Source organism: Oscillospiraceae bacterium MB24-C1, assembly GCA_030913685.1.
In the GTDB taxonomy this organism is placed as follows: Bacteria; Bacillota; Clostridia; order Oscillospirales; family Ruminococcaceae; genus Yanshouia.
In genome coordinates, this window is record CP133187.1 from 1,297,703 (window position 1) to 1,317,151 (window position 19,449).

Sequence of the window (19,449 nt, forward strand, 5' to 3'; positions counted from 1 at the left end):
CATTGTCTCCCAGTTACTGTAAGGTATCGATATTGCTGCCCGGCGCCTGTTGTACGTCTTCGCTCTCGGCGGGCTGCTGGGTCGCGGAGTCGGCGGGGACGTCTTCCTCCATGCTCAGATTGGCTGCGTCGAGCTGCGAAGTCTCCTGTTCAAGGCGTTCCTGCTCCTCCTGCTTTTGCTTTTTATGCAGCAGATATTTTCGGCGAAGTGTCAGCAACAAGAAACATATAGCGAAAACCGCCACGAAAGCCAAGCCTGCATAATAAAGGTTCACCGAACCCGCCATATGATAGGCCGTGTCACCAGGGTCGGTCTCAACGCACAGCACGGCCACCACTGCGTGACTTGTACCATAAACCGGCAGACAAGTCACAGCAACCTTTTTAAAATCTTGCCGAGTGACAAGCTCAGTGGTGTAACCGCCCGTGATTTTCCCACTGTAGATTTTATCCACAACCGTCTTGACCGGCTTGTAAGCGCCGCTAATCGGATAATCCATACCCGGCGCAAAATAGTCGGTTCCTGCCTCAGCGTTGTCGCGATAGCTACCATCCACCAGACAACGCAGCGTTTTGCCTTCGGCCCGGTAAAGCAGATAACTTTTCTGGTAATTCTGCTGGGTGTTCAGTTGGCTGAGCAGCCCGGCCAAAAACTTGTAATTAGCGTTAATGGTCGGCTCTTCAGCGAGCGCGCCAATCTGCTGCGCGGAATAATAAGAAACGACGGTGACGGCTGCGCGCATCTCGTTCATCGTCGCTTCGCCGGTGGTGCGCAGTGCATCGCTTTTGCGCACAGAGGGCGCTGCAAAACATAACAATGCCAGAATCGCGCTTAATACGGCCGTCAGTTTGAGTATCGTGCCAAATCCATAACCGCTTTTTTCTTCTAACTGCTTCATGTCACTCACTCCCTGTCGATGTTATGATAATTATAACATAAAGTACGTGGGTTTACAGCATAATGCCCTTTTATTTGGCAGTATTTTATGCCATAATGAGAGTGTTAAAACGCTCCGGACGGGGTCGGCGGTTTGACCGCTTTCTCCACCGTTTAATAAATAACAAGGATGTGTTTCGTATTTTTGAAATTCTTCAGCCCGAGCAATATGAAGCGCTTGATCGCTTCGTAGAAAATCATCCGCAGGGCAGCTTTACCCAGTGCAGCAGTTGGCGCAAGGTCAAAAACAACTGGGGTTTTGAGGCGGTGGCCTGCCGTGATGACAAGGGCGAAATCATCGGTTCAGTTTCGATTCTGATACAAAAAATACCTTTGATTGGCAGTTGCTTTTTATATGCGCCGCGAGGCCCTGTCTGTGATCTGCACGATGAGGTGACGTTGCGCCAGCTTAAAGCGGGCGTGGATGCGTTGGCGAAAAAGTATCACGCCCACGTTTTTAAAATGGATCCCGATGCGCCCGAGGATAATACAGAATTCTGCCGCATCGCCAAGGCGATGGGCTTTGTCCGCTCCTATGGCCCCGATGGCTTCGAGGGCATTCAGGCGCGCTTTAACTATCGCTTATACCTCAATGGCCGCGACGAAGAGGCGCTTCTGGCAAACCTTACGCAGCAGACCCGCCGCAACCTGCGCAAGGCGATTAAATTTGGCGTAACAGTAAAAGTTGTCGGCGAGGAGTATCTTGACGACTTTGTCCGCCTCATGGCTGTCACCGGCGAACGGGACGGCTTCGCCGTGCGTCCCCGTGCCTATTTTTTGCGTTTTTTAGAGGCGTTGGGTGAGCACGCCCGCCTATATATGGCGTTTTACGAAGGTCAGGCCATTGCCGGGGCGATCACCACTAATTTTGGTGACAAGACCTGCTATGTCTACGGCGCTTCTGACAACAATCACCGCGAGGTCATGCCCAACTACCTTCTGCAATGGGAAATGATCCGCTGGGCTATTGAAACCGACTGCACCGTCTACGATTTTCAGGGCATATCGGGGAACCTTGAGGAGGAGGGCAACCACATGTATGGTCTCTACCGTTTTAAGCGCGGATTCAACGGACAGATTGATGCCCTGTTGGGTGAGTTTGACTACACCTATCGCCCTGTGGCTACCAAAATGGTTAATCACGCCATCGCCCTTAATGACCGGCTGCGCAAGCTAAAGCGCAGTCTTTCCCGATGAAGTCACCGCTTTTGGCGGCGCTTGGCCGCTATCTTGATAAAAAGCGCGAACGGTTGCATATGCCGGGGCACAAAGGTCTGCTGCCCACCCCGCTAGATGGTTGCGCGCCCTTTGATGTCACCGAACTGCCCGACACCGGCTGCCTTTATGACGGTGAGGGCGCGCCGGTGGAAACCGAGGCGCTCTTTTCCAACCTTTACGGCAGCGGAGCCACACTTCTGTCAGCCGGTGGCAGCACCCTGTGCATTCAAGCCATGCTGGCACTGCATTGCCCGGAGGGGTCAAAGGTACTCATGACCCGCGCGGCACACCATGCGGCGGTCAACGCGGCAGCAGTTTTAAATCTTGAGCCGGTCTGGCTGTCCCCCGATGAAATCACCGGCGTGCAAACCCCTGCGCGCATCTCGCCGCAGGCAGTCGAAGCTGCACTGTTACAAAATCCGGGTGTGTCGGCCGTCTATCTAACCAGCCCGGATTATTTCGGTACGCTATGTGATATCAAGGCTATTTCGGCCATTGCCCACAGCCATGGTAAGCCGCTGTTGGTCGATAACGCCCACGGCGCACATCTGATTTTTTTCGATAATCTTCACCCGATAGCGCTTGGGGTTGACGCCTGCTGTGACTCGTTGCACAAAACGTTGCCCGCCTTAACCGGCGCGGCACTACTGCACCTGAAGGATGGCACCCTAGCTGATGAAGCCCGGCGGCGGATGGCTACCTTCGGTTCCACGTCGCCTTCCTATCTTGTCATGCTTTCGGCCGATCTGCTGCTGCCACAATGGGAAGTGCTCAAGAGCAGCTATACCGCGCTGGCGCAATCAGTTGCTCAGTTGCGGAGTCTCGCGCTAGAAAAAGGCATCTGGGCGACCTGTGCGAATTTGCAGGCCCCCGTCGATCCTGTGCGCATATCGCTGCTGTTCGCCGAAGGGCAGCGCGACACCGCCCTGTCACTGCTGCAAGACTGCGGTATCGAGGCTGAATACCTCTCGCCACGGCACATTGTGCTCATCCCCGGGCCACAAAACAATCTCACACCAGTGGAAAAACTCATAGCTCACCTGCCAGCTTTGCACGAAGCGCCATCGCTTTCGCTGCCAGTCCACCAGCCACAGCACCTCCTACCGCTGCGTCGCGCGGTGCTCTCCCCCGCAGAACGCCTGTCATTATTGGATGCACTGGGGCGCATTGCCGCCGCTCCGGTATCGCCCTGTCCACCGGGGGTGGCTCTGCTCATGCCGGGGGAAATTTTAGATCAAACGACAGCCACTACGTTAAAGTCTGCTGGCATAACATCTCTTTTTGTGGTAAAATAATAACAAAGAAAAAGTGACTTTTTGAGTCATTAAGCGAACCTGCTCTAGCATTTAAATCACTTAGGTAAATATTCAAACAAAAATTAAGCTCAGGCAACTAGCGCGTTTGCGCGTTGTCAATACTGTTTAACGACCAAGAAATGGAGGCGTTTCTATGAAGCTTATTTTTGCAATTGTATCAAACGAGGATGCTTCGCGTGTGCAAGCAGCCCTTACTTCAGCAAACTTTCAGGTCACCCGCCTTGCCACGACCGGCGGCTTTTTAATGGCCGGCAACACCACTTTTTTGTGTGGAACTGATAACGACAAGGTGGATGAGGTCATCGCCATTGTCTCTGAGCATTCAAAATCGCGCACCCATACCATCCCCTCCGCCGCATCTTATGGTGTTGGCATGTACACCACCTACCCTGTGAAAGTACCGGTGGGCGGCGCAACCATTTTTGTCACCGATATAGACCGTTTTGAAAAGGTGTAACCTATGACTTTTCCCCTGTTCTATCAAGATGCACTTTTCGCTCGCCTCAATGCCCTTTGGCAGGGCGGGCGTTTTCCCCATGCGCTGCTGTTGGCCGGCCCCATCGGCAGCGGAAAGCGTACTGCCGCGCAATATGCCGCCGCCATGCTGCTTTGTCGCAAAGAAGGATTGCCCCCATGCGGTGTCTGCCCCTCCTGCCACAAGCTAAGTAGCGGTAACCACCCCGATTTTTTCACATTGCTGCCTGAGGGCAAAAGTAAGACCATCGGCGTGGATCGGGTGCGCGAAATAAAAGCTGCGGCCTACATATCCCCGCATGAAGCCCCCCGCAAAGTGTTTTTCATCCCGGAAGCACAGCGTCTGCGGGTAGAGGCACAAAACGCACTGCTCAAAATTATCGAGGAACCGCCTGAGGCGGCCTATTTCATTTTTACCGCACCAGGACCTGGCAGTCTGCTTGAAACGGTTTGTTCGCGTCTGACCATCTGTTCCATGGGGGAATTAAGCGAGAAACAGCGTTTTGACGCGCTCGTTCACCATCTGTCCGAGTCTACCCCTGAAGCACTGCGCACCCAAGCCGCACTATTTTCCACCGTTGGACAGGCACTGAATAGTCTGAATGACCCTGCGGCACGCCGCTATGCCGACGATTCCGCCGCCATAATAGCCGCACTTTCAAAAAACGATCGCTATACCGTTTTAAAGCTTTTTTCTGGCTATGAAAAAGATCGCGAACAGTTTACCCTGCTGCTGACCGCGCTTCGCAGCGCAGTGATAACCCGACTTACCGGCAGCGCGCGAATTTTCTCACCGTTGCAGAGTTTGCAGATAATTGCTATAATAGACGAAATGGCGCTGCGCAGCGTCCAAAATGTCAGCATTTCGCTCATTTGTGCCGCCGCTGTCAACCGGCTGGTGAAGGCCGCTGGACTAATATAGAATAAGAGGATTACAAGATGTCTGAGGTTATCGGCGTTAAATTTAAAGAGGGTGGCAAGGTTTATTACTTTGACCCCAACGGCATTACCGCCAAAGCAGACGAGGCGGTCATTGTTGAAACGGCCCGCGGCCTGGAATGCGGCGTGGTTGCCGTAGCCAACCGCGAAGTGGCTGAAGAAGAGATTGTCAAGCCCTTGAAGCAGGTTGTACGTCTTGCCACCGCAAAAGACGTGGCACAGATGGAAGAAAATCGCAAGCGCGAAGCGCATGCTTTTGAGGTATGCCAGCAGAAGATTCTGGATCATAAGATGGATATGAAGCTGGTGGATGTGGAATACACCTTTGATAACAGCAAAATTCTGTTTTATTTCACCGCTGACGGGCGCGTGGATTTTCGTGATCTGGTCAAGGATTTGGCCAGTGTGTTTCGCACTCGCATTGAACTGCGTCAGATCGGTGTACGCGACGAGGCAAAAATGCTCGGTGGGTTAGGCATCTGTGGACGTGTTTTTTGCTGCTCAAGTTTTTTAAGCGATTTTCAGCCTGTTTCGATTAAAATGGCCAAGGAGCAAGGTCTATCTCTCAATCCAACCAAAATTTCCGGCACCTGCGGTAGACTGATGTGCTGCTTAAAGTATGAGCAAAACGCTTATGAAGACCTACTGCGCACCACCCCACGTGTGGGCACCGCCGTCAACACGCCCGAAGGCCCTGGGACGGTATCAGAAATTGTCAACCTGCTCACTGGCAACCTCAAGGTCAAAATTGAATCGGGTGACACGTTTACCTTTAAAAACTTTATGAAGCATGAATTAAAGCCGCTGCGTGAGGACGGCCGTCCCGCACGGGAACCACGGGAGCCACGGCAACAGCCCCCATCTCAGCCTTCTCAGGAGGATCGCGAAAATAGCGGGAACGGCAAGGGCGAAGATAAGAGCGCTACTCCTCGCCGCAAAGAAAACGCCCCTCGTCGGGAAGGCAGCAAAAAGCCCTCGCGCGGCAGCCGCCCCGCCAGGCGTCAGGGCGGAAAATCTGGCCAGCAAAACAAGCAGCCCGCCGCACCGACGCCCGAAGCTGATAGTCACTGAGAATCAACGTTTAATTTATCTAAAAGTGGAAGGGCTATAAAGCCTTCCACTTTTCTTTTGACGTATCTGCTGTCTAATTACAGCCAGAAAAAGCCCAGGCGGCATATTATATAAATAATTTTCAGCAAAAGCTAACTCAAGTTAAAACCTTTTAAAATGCCAAAAATAATTTGAGGTTTGTCCTAACTATTTTTTGCAAAGCGCTATTAATTTCACAAAATCTATGTTATTATAGACACGAAATATAAAAGGAGGTGTATTCACATGGCATATGTTATTAACGACGCATGCATCAGCTGCGGCGCTTGCGAGCCCGAATGTCCTGTAAATGCGATTTCGGCTGGCGACAGCAAGTATGTTATCGACGCTAATACCTGCATCGATTGCGGTGCTTGCGCGGGTGTATGTCCCGTTGGCGCTCCTAACCAGGAGTAATTTAAAGACAAGCTTACATCAAAAAGCGCGTGGCCTCAAGGCTACGCGCTTTTTCCTTTATCTGATGTACCTTCTCATAATTTCGAGCTGCACAGCGCTTTTTCAAAAGCATTATGCGTAAATTTAAGCTGCTGCCATAATGGCGGCAGCTATTTTTGACCCTAAATGCTGCAAGCGGTTCCGTCGTCTTTTTGTGGGGGCTGTTTTGCTTTGCGTTTTAAAGCAACTCAAAATGCGACTTATTAAAATTCAGCACCCCTTCATCCCGAAGCTGACCAAGCGCATTCGACATGGCACTTCGGTCTACGCACAAATAGTCAGCAAGCTGCTGTCGGTTAAAAGGAATATCAAATGATGAACTGCCCGCCGCCTGCGCCTGCTCAGAGAGGTAAGATAAAAGCTTTTCTCGAGTGCTGCGCTGAGAAATATGTTCAATTTTATCGGTAAGCATGATGTTTTTAAAGGCCAAAACCGTAATCAGATTCTGAATCAGGCGTGCATGAAAAGCGCAGACCGACGAGCAGGTGGTAATGATCCGCCGTACATCTAAAAATATGATGGTGCAGTTTTGCGCCGCCACGGCGTTAATCGGCGTCGGTTTGCCGGGTGCGCAAGCGTAGCTTTCTCCAAATAATCCGCTCTCCGCTATCTCTGAAAGTATGGTGCGATTGCCCCAAAAATCCTCACGCTGGATATGCACACTACCTGAAGCAACCAATGCCACCGAAGAAACACTGTCCCCGCTGCGAATGATATAGTCCCCTTTTTTAAAATTGCGCACCGTTGCAGAAAGACAGCTGAGCATTGCTTCAAGCTCCTGTAAATCAATGCCGGCAAACAATCGCGACTTTTTAATTTGCATTAAATACTTTTTCATACATCCTTCTTTCGTTGTTTTTACAACAGACTTGTTCGGCTTATTATATTATGATGGTCTCACAAAGTCAATCCCAAACAGCAGTTCTTTGAAAGGAGCTTTTAATATGATTAGAAAAATCATTCACATTGATGAGGATAAATGCAACGGCTGCGCCGCCTGCGTCACAGCCTGCCATGAAGGTGCCATTGGCATGGTTAACGGAAAAGCCAAGCTCATGCACGATCATTACTGCGACGGTTTAGGCGACTGTCTACCGGTTTGCCCCACCGGCGCTATCACCTTTGAAGAGCGCGAGGCTGCCGCCTATGACGAAGCAGCCGTCAAAGCAAATCAGGCTGCAAAGGAAGCAGCGGGTGGATGCGCCACCGGCGGCTGCCCTGGCTCAAGAGCACACGCTATTGCCCGCGAGTCCATACCCGCCTTGCCGACCAGAGAACTCACCTCGCAATTGCGACAGTGGCCGGTTCAAATCAAATTAGCCGCAATCAATGCGCCGTTTTTCGATGGTGCCAACCTGCTGATTGCCGCCGATTGTACCGCTTATGCCTATGGCGATTTCCATAGCCGTTTTATACGAAACCATGTCACACTAATCGGCTGCCCAAAGCTTGATGAGGGCGACTACGCCGAAAAGCTTGCCCAAATAATTCGCAGCAATGACATTAAAAGTGTCACCGTTGTACGCATGGAGGTTCCCTGCTGCGGCGGCATTGAAAATGCGGTTAAGCGCGCTTTGCAAGCCAGCGGAAAGTTTATTCCCTGGCAGGTTGTCACCATTTCGACCGATGGCAGAATATTGGATTAAGCCGTTTTAATACTATCTGAAACCGCTAAAGCCAAGTGTCGCCCTACACTCAAGCGGCCCGAATGCTTAGGCAAATAAAGCATGACACAAAAGTGGCAAAAGCCCGGTGCGCCCGTGGTAAAAAGCCACTGCAACAAAAGGAGGAAAATTGATGAACACAAAAATGTTTTGCTTCCAGTGCGAACAGACAGCGGGATGTACCAGCTGTACTGGGAGCGCAGGTGTGTGTGGCAAAAAGGCCGACACCGCTAATTTGCAGGATGAACTGACCGGTGCGCTCATTGGATTGGCCCGTGCAATTGGCAATGACACACCGGCGCACAGCACCGACCAGCTTATGCTTGAAGGATTGTTTACCACTATTACCAATGTCAATTTTAACGACGAGACACTCACTGCGCTGATCGAGAAAATCCACGCCGAAAAGGCGCTGTATGCTCCAGGATGTGCAGGCTGTCCTTCGGCCTGTGAGAAAGGCAGCGACTATGATATGCATTCCCTTTGGGATGACAACGAGGATGTTCGCTCGCTGAAGTCACTGATTCTGTTCGGACTGCGCGGCATGGCCGCCTATGCCTATCACGCCTTTGTCCTCGGATATGAGGACGCAGAGGTCAGCGGATTTTTCTATGAGGGCATGGCCGCCCTCGGCGAGGATTTGGATGTTCCGACGCTACTTCCCCTCGTTTTAAAGGTTGGCGAAGTCAACCTTAAGTGTATGGCACTTCTCGACGCTGCCAACACCGGCACTTACGGCACCCCCAAGCCCACGACGGTATCCATGACAGTCGAAAAAGGCCCGTTCATCGTCATCTCGGGCCATGATCTACTCGATCTTAAGCAACTTTTAGAGCAGACCGAGGGCAAAGGCATTAACATTTATACCCATGGCGAAATGCTGCCCGCACACGGTTACCCCGAGCTAAAAAAGCATCCGCATCTTAAGGGCAATTTTGGCACGGCATGGCAAAGCCAGCAGAAGGAGTTTGATGGAATTCCCGCGCCGATTCTGTTCACCACCAATTGCCTGATGCCGCCCAAGCCCAGCTATAAAGATCGGGTATTCACCACTGAGGTGGTCTCCTACCCCAAACTAGTGCATATTGGCGAAAATAAAGACTTCACCCCCGTTATTGAAAAAGCGCTGGAATTGGGCGGCTATCAAGAGGATACCGAATTCACTGGCATCAACGGCGGCAAGACACTTATGACCGGCTTTGGACACGGCACAGTTTTATCCGTTGCTGATAAGGTCATCGATGCGGTAAAGTCCGGTGCAATCCGCCACTTCTTCCTCGTCGGCGGCTGCGACGGTGCAAAGCCCGGCAGAAACTATTACACCGAGTTTGTCAAAAAGGCCCCTGATGATACCGTTATTTTAACTTTGGCATGCGGAAAATACCGTTTTAATGACCTGGATATCGGTTCAATTGGAGGGCTTCCCAGATTGATGGATATGGGTCAGTGCAACGACGCTTACAGCGCCATAAAGGTTGCCATTGCGCTTGCTGAGGCGTTCGACTGCGGCGTCAACGACCTACCGCTCTCGCTGGTACTCTCGTGGTACGAACAAAAAGCGGTGTGCATCCTTCTGACACTGCTGCATTTAGGGATAAAGAATATTCTGCTCGGCCCAACGCTACCCGCCTTTGTTTCTAAAAACGTGCTCAACGTGTTGGTTGAAAACTACGGAATCGCCCCTATCACCACCCCCGATGAGGATTTGAAAAAGCTACTCGGATAATCCGTTCGCTTTTACCTCACATGGGTTCGACATAATCATTTGATGATGCAAAGAGACCCGTTCGTTTGAACGGGTCTCTGGTTATAGTAATGATGTTACGCTTAAGCCTTGCGGTCAAAAAGATCTATCTGGCGTTTTAAAGATCGATTAAACTATTTGCGCCCACCTTCAGTATAAAATACATAACGGTTGCGACCTGTGTTTTTGGCGTTATACAGTGCAATATCCGCCTTATAATACAAGCTGTCAAACAAATCTCGTTCGTCGAGCGCAACAACCACCCCCACTGAGCCATGCACCGGAATTCCCAAGTCCCGGCCCAACTGGCTTACCCGTTCGAGTAGTTCTGTTAAAATGGCAGCCGCCGCCACTTCATCACCGATTTCGGTCAACACAAAAATGTACTCGTCACCACCCAAACGCCCGACGATATCAGTATCACGCAACGTTTTTTGCAGTATCGACGCAACCCCGACAAGCACCTGATCACCCGCCTGATGACCAAAAGTATCATTAATTTCTTTAAAATGGTCTAAATCCAGAATACCCAGCGCTGGATACCCTGACAGTTCCCGGCATTTTTTCAACTGTAAAACAGCCTGTTCAATAAATGCACTGCGATTGTAAAGTCCAGTCAACGGGTCTTTCTGCACCTGGGCGCGCAGCTCTTGCTGCGCCTTCTGATATGACGCCAATGCGTCGTCACGCTTTCGATCGCTGAGCATCCCGCTGATAACCCGATGATTAACATAATAATGCGTCATGACTGAAATGCAGTAAAAGCACAGGCAGATGAAAATTTCATGTGCTGCTATCGACGTTAGCTTGACTTGGTACGATATAGTGCAGTAAATACAACTGACTACCAGCGTGTATAACGACATACGCAGGAAATTGTCGATCAAAAAGACCGGCAAAATGACAAGCAGAAGGTTAAAGACAGATGAGGTCCGATCTTCAATGGCTATTGCAAGTGCTATGGCAAATCCATACAATACTGTCATCAACAGATAGGCACTTAGAATGCTGTTTTCCCTTAAAAAACGCAGGTACCTAAATGCCAAGGCCATTACAACAAGCAGTGGCACGGTAACAATATAAGTTAGGCGGTGCCGTTCAATAAACGGCAGCATAAACGACGCGGCCACCAGACACGGCATAATAATGAGCGCCATCTTGATGACATACTCAATTGTCTCTCTATTGGTTAGAGAGATAGTCTTTTTACAAATTATATAGTCCGCATGGGAATGCCCATAATAACTAAGTGACCGCATAAAATTCCCCCTGTCGCTGCAAGCGGAATACCATTTCTGTAAAATAATGTTGATATAATTAATATTATACTATAAAATATAATCAAAAGCGAAAACAATTCTCAGACATAAGTTGAAAAAGCAATGACAAAGCATATACAAACTTGAAAACAATAGCATTTTTTAATATAATGAAAAAAACGAAATGGAGCTGATTAAATGGTTATACACGCCTCTGCCGAAGATTACCTTGAGGTGATACTAGTTCTGACCGAGCGTCTCGGGTTGGTACGCTCCATTGATATTGTCAACGAACTGGGATATTCAAAGCCCAGTATTAGCGTCGCGATGAAGAAGCTGCGCGAAAATGGCTACATTGAAATGGATAGCGAAGGTTACATACGCCTTTTGCCGCCCGGCATGGAGATTGCTCAGCGTATTTATCGTCGGCATAAGTTGCTTAAAAGCTTTTTAATCAGCCTTGGGGTTGATGAAACCACCGCGGCTGAGGATGCCTGCAAAATTGAACATTGTATTAGTGAAGAAACCTTTCTTAAGCTGGCTGAGCATGTCGAACAGGATAACGCCAACTGAAGATATTTCTTTAAAGCAGAGCGAAAACCACCCGACATTAAATTAGGAAGCCCCCGGTTAGGGGGGCTTCCTTTCTGCAGTAGCTACTATGTCCGTGTCGGGCATAGTAGCTAACACCAAGACAAATATTTATTTCTTTTGTCAATCTTGACCGCTGGTCAGTCTGCCAATTTGGATCATGGCGTATTGCTGCATGGCATCAAAGGTGCTTTGCACAAGGTCTTCAAGCACCTCCCGCGTGATAAAAGGCTTTAGCAACGCCGGAACCATGCTATAAAGAGTGGTAACCACCCATTCAAATTTTTCACCGCCAGACTTTGAAACACCTTTGTAGACATGCTCCGCTTCATCAATCAGTCTGGCGATGTAACAGCTAATTTTGGTGTTTGTCTGATAATAAATCGAAGCCGCGCCCAACGTAAACAGTGCCAGCCATTTAAGCAGTTCGATAGCAGCATCTATTGTCATATTGATCGCCTCCTCGTGAGACATAATATGCCCTTTGGTCGGTAAGGTTACAATCATTAATTACCTTATAAAGTTGTGTGCATCAGCTGCCGACATTTGATTAACGCGGTATCAAATGTCGCATTCTTGCATTCATCAACAAAACGCGTCTTGCAATTTATTGATTCTATCGGAGGTTTGCACATGAAAATATCCACTAAAGGCCGATATGCACTTAGAGTAATGATAGACCTTGCTGGTCATGATGCTGGTGCGGTGATTTCGCTGCGCGACATTTCACAGCGGCAAGGAATTACGTTAAAATACCTTGAACAGATTACCCCCTTACTCTCCCGCGCCGGATTGCTTAAAAGTATACGCGGTAGTAGCGGCGGCTACCGACTGACCCGTCCCGCTGCAGAATATACCGCAGGGGAGATTTTGCGTGCGGTAGAGGGCAGTCTGGTGCCGGTGGCCTGTCTAGAGGATGAGCCTAACTGCTGCACCCGTTGCAATGATTGTAAAACACTTCCCTTCTGGCAGGGGCTTGCGCAGATAATTGATGATTATGTTGATGGCGTGACCCTAGAAGATTTATTGCGTGGCGCGCCGTTTTTACCCGAGTCGCTTTAGTATCTTTCAATCACAGTAACACGCCTTGCCCCGCGGCAGCTAATGTCGCGGGGCAAGGCGTGTTACCAGCTAATTATCTATCCTGAATAGCCGTTGGTTTCGCTGTCTCTTTTTTCTTGACTTCCGGTAAGGGGTATACTATAATAGCATAAGAAATTTGAGAATTGGTTTCAAATTGGTGGTAATACAACAAATGAAACATCAAAATACTGGTAACATTCAACTTGGCGCAGCGCTGTTGCTTTGCGGTCTGGCGTTCGTGTTATGCCTGTCGCTGCTATTAATCGTCGCTCACGCTCACCACACTTGTCCAGATGTGCACTGCGCCATCTGCCTGAAAATCAGCCACGCTACGGCGCTGATTCGCAGCCTTACTTGGGTGCGAATTTTTATTCTTTCAAGCATACTTTTGTGCTATGTGCCTACCCTTTTAGCACCTTGGGGTGATGCTATAATGTGGCTGACCGGGCATTCCCTGGTCGCATTACGCACGCGCATGGATGATTAAACCACCCAAAGCCCCGGGCATGCTCACAACAAGCAGTCTGTAAAAAGTAACCACGACACCTTGGAGGAAAATATGAAAAAGCTACTAACAATGATATTGTCTGCCGTCGTGGCAGTATTCCCACTTTCAGGATGCGGTAACGGCACCACATCATCCATAGCGCCTACAAAGAACAATAACCGTTTAAACATCGTCACAACCATTTTCCCTCAATACGATTTTGCACGCGAAATTGTCGGTACCTACGCCGACGCAACTATGCTGCTGCCACCCGGCACCGAGAGCCACACCTACGAACCTGCGCCACAGGATATCATCACCATTCAAAACTGTGATCTTTTTATTTATGTCGGTGGCGAAGGTGATGTATGGATCGATGACATTCTTGATTCGATGGGCGACAAGGCTCCAGATACTTTAAAGATAATGGATAGTGTTACCGCCGTTGAAGAGGAAGTGGTCGAAGGAATGGAGAGTGATCACAACCATCACTTTGCGGACGAAGACGAACATGGCCAAGAGCATGAACATGACGAAATCGAATATGATGAACATGTCTGGACTTCACCTGCGAACGCCATCAAGATTGTGCACAGCATGACTGATGTCATTTCAACGCTTGACAGCGCCAACGCCGAGACCTATCGCACAAACGCCAACGCCTATATTGAAAAGCTCACCACATTGGATAACGATTTTCACAAGGTGGTCAAGACGGCCAAGCGCAACACAATCATCGTGGGCGACCGCTTTCCCTTCCGCTATTTCGCAGATGAGTTTGGCTTAAACTACTACGCTGCCTTCCCCGGGTGCAGCAGTGAGACGGAAGCTAGCGCAGCAACTGTTGCATTCCTCACCGACAAGGTCAAGGCTGAGAGCATTCCCGCCGTCCTGTATATCGAATTTTCAAATCATAAGATTGCTGATTCCATCGCCGAGACAACCGGGGCCAAAACGCTGCTGCTTCACTCCTGCCACAATGTTTCAAAAGACGAGATGCAGTCAGGTGTCAGTTATTTAAGCTTGATGGAGAAAAATATTGAGACTATACGTCAGGCGCTCAACTAAGCCATCATATAACGGTTCGTCTATTTTTTACGATTCGACAAAGTTCCCCATAAGATTAAGGCGCCCCGCGATATAGTAGAGCTATATCGGGGGTGCTTTTTTATGGATAATCATATTACAAAACGCATTTTGTTGAGCCTATTAGCTATATCATTATCTTTTTCGCTTCTACTTGGATGCGGCTCAAGGCAAGATGAGCCAGTGAGGGCGCCGATTACCACCGCCGGTGTCACCGCTACCTTGGTCTCCAGCAATGTTCATAACGCTTCATCCATCGAAAAACAAAACTTCACTGATGATGTGCCAGCCACCGAGCCGCAGCACGTCATTGTTTATGTAACCGAAACCGGCAGTAAATATCATTGTAGCGGCTGTTCTTATCTCGCGAAGAGCTGCATCCCAATTGAGCTGGAAACAGCCAAGCAAAGTTACGGCCCCTGCTCAAAATGCTGCCCACCAAAATAACTAATTTATTCGCTATACCTTTCCCTTCCCTATCCATAGCTGTTAAGGGCGCCGTTGCTAAACAACGGCGCCCTTAACAGTATATTTAAATATACCATTTGTATTATATTTGGTTATGCATTTTTTCGTTAGAGTACTGCCCCAATAGATAAGCGATGCTCGCTATTTAGCGTTTTGACTTTAAAAACAGCATCAACCAAACTGTCAGAAAGCAGACAACATAACCTACGATAAAATATAACAGCATATGCATCACCAGTGGCGGATAGGTGTCATTATACCAACGGTTATTAATTAATCTCGGCAGCAAGACCCCGCCAATCGTCACACCAAGACTAATCCAAAGCGCCTGTTTTAATGCCTGTCTAATCACAATTGTCGCCCTTTCTTACCGTCTAAAACTGCTCGAGGCCGTCACTCCAGCTCAAAAAGCTGCCTAGTAAATTTTTTGGCGGCATCGGTTGCTGCAATACCGCCCATCGCCGTCTCGCGCAGCTGAATCGGCAATTGCCGCCCAACGTGGTACATCGCTTCAACCACCTCGTCAGTTGGGATGACGCTAGTCATGCCCGCCAGCGCCAGATCGGCCGAAAGTAGGGCATTGACCGTCTGGGAAGCATTGCGCTGGGCGCAAGGTACCTGCACCAGACCCGCCACCGGGTCGCACACCAAGCCCATCGAATTCATCAGCGTAAAGCATACAGCGTCCAATGCCTGACGAGGGCTGCCACCCGTCAGTTCCACTGCCGCCGAGGCCGCCATTGCCGCAGCGACACCGCACTCTGCTTGACAGCCACCCTCCGCGCCTGAAACCGTGGCGTTTTTCATAATGATTGCACCTACGCCCGCAGCGGTGAGCAATCCGCACAGCGTTTGATGCTGCGTCAGCGAAAGTGCCTCTTTCAACGTGAGCAGCACCGCAGGCACAATGCCACAGGCGCCCGCAGTAGGGGCGGCGCAAATTTTACCCATGGCGGCGTTCACTTCGCTACAAGAAAGCGCGTAGGCCATCGCCTTATTGACCAGCGCGCCGCACAGTCCACCGTTTTGTTCGGCATAGCGATTCTGAGGCGCACTAATGCCCGAAACCAGCCCCAACACCGTTGGCATCGGCACTTTTAAAGCCCTATGGGCGGATGCTTCCATCACATCGTAACGTTTCTGAAGTAACTTAAATATTTCGTCCTCGGTTTTACCCGTTAGCTTTTTTTCATTCTCTAAAATAACCTTCCAAAGCGGTGCGTTATTTTTTTTCGCTAAGTTTAGCATTCCGTCAAAATTGCCGTACATCAAAACGCCTCCCCTTCGCTTAGGTTAATTGCCTGCACGCTGAGTACATTGTTCACCTGTTTTAGGCGCGCGACCACTGCATCGTCAATCGACGCGTCGGTCTCGATGATGCAAAAGGCAGTTTCCCCCCGAGCATGTCGGCTGACCTTCATCGTGCCAATATTCATGCCGACTTCGGCCAGCACCCGCGACACATCGCTGATAACCCCGCGCCGGTCGTTCTGGCTGATAACCAGCGTACTCGACTGCGCCGAAATATCTGTGAGAAAACCATTTATCTCGCAAATGATAATCTGTCCCCCACCAACGGAAGAGCCTATAATCTCCTGGCGGCTGCCATCTTTCATAAAGAACGTCATCTTGACGGAATTTTCGTGTACGTTTAGCAGTTCTATCGGGTGAAAATCCCATGTAAGCCCGGCTTGTTCGCCAAGTGCAAAGGCGTTAGAGATTCGCTCATCGTCCTCAGGAAAACCCAAAACACCCGCTACCAACGCGCGGTCAGTGCCGTGCCCCCTGTAGGTTTGCGCAAATGAACCATGCATCCCAAACGACACATGATCAAACGATCCCGCGACGATGGTGCGCGCAATACGTGCCAACCGGGCCGCGCCCGCCGTGTGCGAGCTCGATGGTCCAATCATCACCGGTCCAACTGCCTCAAAGACGCTGATATCCATAAAAACACCCCCAAATTTTACAGGGCATACCGGCATTTCTTATTGCCAGTATGCCCAGAAACTACAACAGTATTGCCATCAACGCCGGCGTTAGATAGGCTTCTAGCACCGCCGCCACCGCCAGCAGCGGTACAATTACCAGCACAGAGATTCTCGCCAACTCCGCCAACAGCGTCAAGAATGACATATCGCGTTTTTTATAGAGAACCCGCGCACTGATATCCAAACAAAGCGCAATGCCCATGGCTGCGCTGATAAGCAGCGCAGGAATCTCAAACACGCCATGCGGCGCGATAGATACCACCAGCTCAAAAGGTCCGCCGATTCCCGCGGTACCCATGATGGCTGAAATAATGCCAACAAGCACCGCATTTAACGCCAAGGCCGCCAATGGCACAAATATAAATGGCACGACACCCGTCACAACCGCCATACCGGACGCGATAAAGTTGTTAAAAAACAAGCCCATAACGCTTAATTGCCCACTTTCGTTAATCACGTCCTTCTCGTTGAACATTTCGGAAAGCTGCATGATCTGCTGCTCCATCTTGGTAGGGTCAGCCTGATACTGCGCCGAAAAGACAAAGTGTGCCGTAATGGCGACAGCAAAAAATACAACCAACATCAGAAGAATCGAAACTAGCAACCGCCTCAAAAATTTAAATGCTCGCTGATATTCCATTATAATAAATGTCATTTCATCCCTCTTTAAGTCCATCCTTTTCTTAGCTGTTATTTTAGCATAACCACTCGGTATACACAAGCACGGGGTCGATGGCAAAGTACTTCTTTTTGTCATTTTGTGCGGTTAGTAGTTTCTAATTTCACTCATGATGTACCGGATTCTCGATACATAATTAGGTATTATTCCGTTTTTTGATAGAAATGGTAACATTTTGTTGAAAAGCAGAATGCGTCGTGTTAATATTATTACTAACAAGTTGAACAACCTTATTCTGAGGGATTATGGCGGTAAAGGTGCATCGGTTAAGAAGGCACCCAGAAGTTATGGAGTTGAGAATAATGAGGTTTAGAAAAGACGCCATCACTAAGCTGATGACTCAATACCGTGCACAGTTGCCTGCGCAAGAATCCTTTGAAAACAAACGGAAAATGATGCTGGAATACATTGCGTTGTATTACGATAACAATAGAGCGCCTCAGGCACTGGTTGCGCGTTTGCGTTATCTTGAGCGGGGCCGTTCTGTTGGGTATAATGTACTGGCCGCTTTGACGGGCGGCGTGATTAGCTGCACCGTGATGATAATTTGCAGCGGATGCTTTAGCCCATACAGAATTTTTTTAGGCTGTGCTGTTTATCTGATTTTAACAGCATCGTTGGCCTATGCGGCTTATAGCATCATCATGCTAGGAATGCGGTGTTTTTTAGACACTAACCCTTATTTTACTGATGAATATGAAGCTGAGCGCATCCGCGAAATCCTCGCAGAAGCCGTTAGCGAAATTGCTCAGATGCGTTTACAACTTTAGCCTTTTACCATCCTGTTCGTTTCAAGCAGGATCAATAAAGGGCGGCCCAGCCCGCCGCCCTTTTAGTCGATTTTCACATCATTGTGACAGGCGGCGGAAAAGAGTCATTCCTCCTTTTCCGCCGCCTGCTTTTTGTGCTTTTATACTTTTTGCTTTGTTAAGCATAGCACAGTATGGGTCAATTAGCCCTTTTTGCTCAGCGCCTCGTTCACTGCCACGGCGCAGGCGACAGTTGCACCCACCATGGGGTTGTTGCCCATGCCAATCAGACCCATCATGTCAACATGTGCGGGTACCGATGAGGACCCTGCAAATTGCGCATCGCCATGCATGCGGCCCATCGAGTCAGTCAGACCGTACGAAGCCGGCCCCGCCGCTACGTTGTCGGGATGCAGCGTTCTTCCGGTGCCGCCGCCTGAAGCCACCGAAAAGTAGCTTACGCTGTTGGAAAGAGCCCACTTTTTATAGGTACCAGCGACCAGATGCTGAAAACGTGTCGGATTGGTCGAGTTGCCGGTAATTGAGACATCAACATGCTCGAGCTTCATAATAGCGACGCCCTCCAGCACCTCGTTGGCACCGTAGCAACGTACAGCCGCACGCTCCCCGCGGGAAAACGCCCGCTCTGAAACAACCGAAACCTCATTCTTGGTAAAATCATATTCGGTCTGCACATAGGTAAAACCGTTGATACGCGCAATAATATAGGCAGCATCTTTGCCAAGGCCATTCAAGATGACCTTCAGCGGCGTTTTACGTGCCTTGTTTGCAGTTTTGGCGATCCCGATTGCACCCTCTGCAGCCGCGAACGACTCATGTCCAGCCAAAAAGCAGAAGCATTTGGTCTCTTCACGCAGCAACATGGCACCTAAGTCGCCGTGACCTTGTCCAACGCCGCGCTCTTCTGCGACTGAACCGGGTACAGTAAAGGCCTGAAGGCCATTGCCAATGAGACCGGCCGCCTCGACGGCACTTTTTGCACCCTTTTTCAACGCAATAGCAACACCAAGCGTATAAGCCCAAACCGCATTTTCAAATGCGATGGGCTGCACGCCCTTGACGATATAATCCACATTGATTCCGTTTTCAAAACACAATTCATTGGCTTCCTCTAAACTTTGAAAGCCATTGGCAGCCAGACAGGCGTTTATTTTGTCTATCCTGCGCTCCATTCCCTCAAATTTAACCATCTTGCAGCA

Annotated in this window: 22 protein-coding genes and 1 pseudogene; 14 read left to right on the forward strand and 9 right to left on the reverse strand. The window is 49.6% G+C overall.

Annotation, left to right across the window (positions count from 1 at the left end; genetic code table 11):
- Positions 1 to 13: 13 nt before the first annotated feature.
- A complete protein-coding gene (locus RBH76_06255; GenBank protein ID WMJ85016.1) occupies positions 14 to 898 on the reverse strand; it encodes a hypothetical protein in 885 nt (294 codons plus the stop codon).
- Between the two features lie 170 nt (positions 899 to 1,068).
- Between RBH76_06255 and RBH76_06260 the strand changes: the two genes are divergently transcribed.
- The 6 genes and pseudogenes from RBH76_06260 to RBH76_06285 all read left to right on the forward strand — a co-directional run bounded on the left by RBH76_06260 (position 1,069) and on the right by RBH76_06285 (position 6,389).
- Positions 1,069 to 2,133 carry a peptidoglycan bridge formation glycyltransferase FemA/FemB family protein gene (locus RBH76_06260; GenBank protein ID WMJ85017.1) on the forward strand — a complete coding sequence of 355 codons (1,065 nt, stop codon included), beginning with the start codon at positions 1,069 to 1,071 and terminating at the stop codon, positions 2,131 to 2,133.
- Entirely contained in the window at positions 2,130 to 3,449 is a 1,320-nt protein-coding gene (locus RBH76_06265) for an aminotransferase class V-fold PLP-dependent enzyme (protein WMJ85018.1), read from the forward strand. Before RBH76_06260 ends, RBH76_06265 begins: the two co-directional genes overlap by 4 nt.
- Positions 3,450 to 3,603: 154 nt before the next feature.
- Positions 3,604 to 3,927, forward strand: coding sequence for a cyclic-di-AMP receptor (locus tag RBH76_06270; protein ID WMJ85019.1), 324 nt, complete (start codon positions 3,604 to 3,606; stop codon positions 3,925 to 3,927).
- Between the two features lie 3 nt (positions 3,928 to 3,930).
- Positions 3,931 to 4,866: a hypothetical protein gene (locus RBH76_06275; GenBank protein WMJ85020.1), complete on the forward strand. Its 936-nt coding sequence runs from the start codon at positions 3,931 to 3,933 to the stop codon at positions 4,864 to 4,866.
- Positions 4,867 to 4,883: 17 nt separating this feature from the next.
- Positions 4,884 to 5,645 (forward strand): annotated as a pseudogene (locus RBH76_06280) (stage 0 sporulation family protein).
- Positions 5,646 to 6,218: 573 nt separating this feature from the next.
- Positions 6,219 to 6,389, forward strand: a complete 171-nt coding sequence (locus RBH76_06285; protein ID WMJ85021.1) for a 4Fe-4S binding protein — start codon at positions 6,219 to 6,221, stop codon at positions 6,387 to 6,389.
- Positions 6,390 to 6,606: 217 nt separating this feature from the next.
- On the opposite strand, the gene RBH76_06290 is transcribed toward RBH76_06285, so the two are convergent.
- The gene (locus RBH76_06290; protein WMJ85022.1) at positions 6,607 to 7,266 is read right to left on the reverse strand and encodes a Crp/Fnr family transcriptional regulator; all 660 of its coding nucleotides are present in this window, start codon (positions 7,264 to 7,266) and stop codon (positions 6,607 to 6,609) included.
- Positions 7,267 to 7,372: 106 nt separating this feature from the next.
- Between RBH76_06290 and RBH76_06295 the strand changes: the two genes are divergently transcribed.
- Complete coding sequence (locus tag RBH76_06295; GenBank protein WMJ85023.1) at positions 7,373 to 8,074, forward strand: 4Fe-4S binding protein; 702 nt, start codon at positions 7,373 to 7,375, stop codon at positions 8,072 to 8,074.
- Between the two features lie 151 nt (positions 8,075 to 8,225).
- A complete protein-coding gene (gene hcp / locus RBH76_06300) occupies positions 8,226 to 9,818 on the forward strand; it encodes a hydroxylamine reductase (GenBank protein WMJ85024.1) in 1,593 nt (530 codons plus the stop codon).
- A gap of 152 nt (positions 9,819 to 9,970) precedes the next feature.
- Here the strand turns inward: hcp and RBH76_06305 are convergent, their stop codons facing one another.
- Positions 9,971 to 11,095 carry a GGDEF domain-containing protein gene (locus tag RBH76_06305; GenBank protein ID WMJ85025.1) on the reverse strand — a complete coding sequence of 375 codons (1,125 nt, stop codon included), beginning with the start codon at positions 11,093 to 11,095 and terminating at the stop codon, positions 9,971 to 9,973.
- A 198-nt stretch (positions 11,096 to 11,293) separates the two neighbouring features.
- Between RBH76_06305 and RBH76_06310 the strand changes: the two genes are divergently transcribed.
- Entirely contained in the window at positions 11,294 to 11,668 is a 375-nt protein-coding gene (locus RBH76_06310; GenBank protein ID WMJ85026.1) for a metal-dependent transcriptional regulator, read from the forward strand.
- Positions 11,669 to 11,809: 141 nt separating this feature from the next.
- Here RBH76_06310 and RBH76_06315 read toward each other — a convergent pair whose 3' ends face one another.
- Entirely contained in the window at positions 11,810 to 12,136 is a 327-nt protein-coding gene (locus RBH76_06315; protein WMJ85027.1) for a hypothetical protein, read from the reverse strand.
- A 183-nt stretch (positions 12,137 to 12,319) separates the two neighbouring features.
- On the opposite strand from RBH76_06315, the gene RBH76_06320 reads away from it, so the two are divergent.
- The 4 genes from RBH76_06320 (at position 12,320) to RBH76_06335 (ending at position 14,789) form a co-directional block, all read left to right on the forward strand.
- Positions 12,320 to 12,748, forward strand: coding sequence for an Rrf2 family transcriptional regulator (locus RBH76_06320; GenBank protein ID WMJ85028.1), 429 nt, complete (start codon positions 12,320 to 12,322; stop codon positions 12,746 to 12,748).
- Positions 12,749 to 12,941: 193 nt separating this feature from the next.
- Positions 12,942 to 13,256, forward strand: a complete 315-nt coding sequence (locus tag RBH76_06325; GenBank protein WMJ85029.1) for a hypothetical protein — start codon at positions 12,942 to 12,944, stop codon at positions 13,254 to 13,256.
- 72 nt (positions 13,257 to 13,328) lie between these two features.
- Positions 13,329 to 14,324 carry a metal ABC transporter substrate-binding protein gene (locus RBH76_06330; protein ID WMJ85030.1) on the forward strand — a complete coding sequence of 332 codons (996 nt, stop codon included), beginning with the start codon at positions 13,329 to 13,331 and terminating at the stop codon, positions 14,322 to 14,324.
- 201 nt (positions 14,325 to 14,525) lie between these two features.
- A complete protein-coding gene (locus RBH76_06335; protein WMJ85031.1) occupies positions 14,526 to 14,789 on the forward strand; it encodes a hypothetical protein in 264 nt (87 codons plus the stop codon).
- Positions 14,790 to 14,955: 166 nt separating this feature from the next.
- Here the strand turns inward: RBH76_06335 and RBH76_06340 are convergent, their stop codons facing one another.
- The 4 genes from RBH76_06340 to RBH76_06355 all read right to left on the reverse strand — a co-directional run bounded on the left by RBH76_06340 (position 14,956) and on the right by RBH76_06355 (position 17,456).
- Positions 14,956 to 15,162, reverse strand: coding sequence for a hypothetical protein (locus RBH76_06340; protein WMJ85032.1), 207 nt, complete (start codon positions 15,160 to 15,162; stop codon positions 14,956 to 14,958).
- Positions 15,163 to 15,203: 41 nt separating this feature from the next.
- Positions 15,204 to 16,079, reverse strand: coding sequence for an L-serine ammonia-lyase, iron-sulfur-dependent, subunit alpha (gene sdaAA, locus RBH76_06345; GenBank protein ID WMJ85033.1), 876 nt, complete (start codon positions 16,077 to 16,079; stop codon positions 15,204 to 15,206).
- Positions 16,079 to 16,759 carry an L-serine ammonia-lyase, iron-sulfur-dependent subunit beta gene (sdaAB, locus tag RBH76_06350; GenBank protein WMJ85034.1) on the reverse strand — a complete coding sequence of 227 codons (681 nt, stop codon included), beginning with the start codon at positions 16,757 to 16,759 and terminating at the stop codon, positions 16,079 to 16,081. The genes sdaAA and sdaAB overlap by 1 nt, the downstream gene beginning before the upstream one ends.
- Positions 16,760 to 16,820: 61 nt before the next feature.
- Positions 16,821 to 17,456, reverse strand: coding sequence for a stage II sporulation protein M (locus tag RBH76_06355; GenBank protein WMJ85035.1), 636 nt, complete (start codon positions 17,454 to 17,456; stop codon positions 16,821 to 16,823).
- A 326-nt stretch (positions 17,457 to 17,782) separates the two neighbouring features.
- Here RBH76_06355 and RBH76_06360 point away from each other — a divergent pair, with 326 nt between their 5' ends.
- Positions 17,783 to 18,250 carry a hypothetical protein gene (locus RBH76_06360; protein ID WMJ85036.1) on the forward strand — a complete coding sequence of 156 codons (468 nt, stop codon included), beginning with the start codon at positions 17,783 to 17,785 and terminating at the stop codon, positions 18,248 to 18,250.
- A gap of 182 nt (positions 18,251 to 18,432) precedes the next feature.
- Here the strand turns inward: RBH76_06360 and RBH76_06365 are convergent, their stop codons facing one another.
- Positions 18,433 to 19,440, reverse strand: coding sequence for a GGGtGRT protein (locus tag RBH76_06365; GenBank protein WMJ85037.1), 1,008 nt, complete (start codon positions 19,438 to 19,440; stop codon positions 18,433 to 18,435).
- Positions 19,441 to 19,449: the final 9 nt, after the last annotated feature.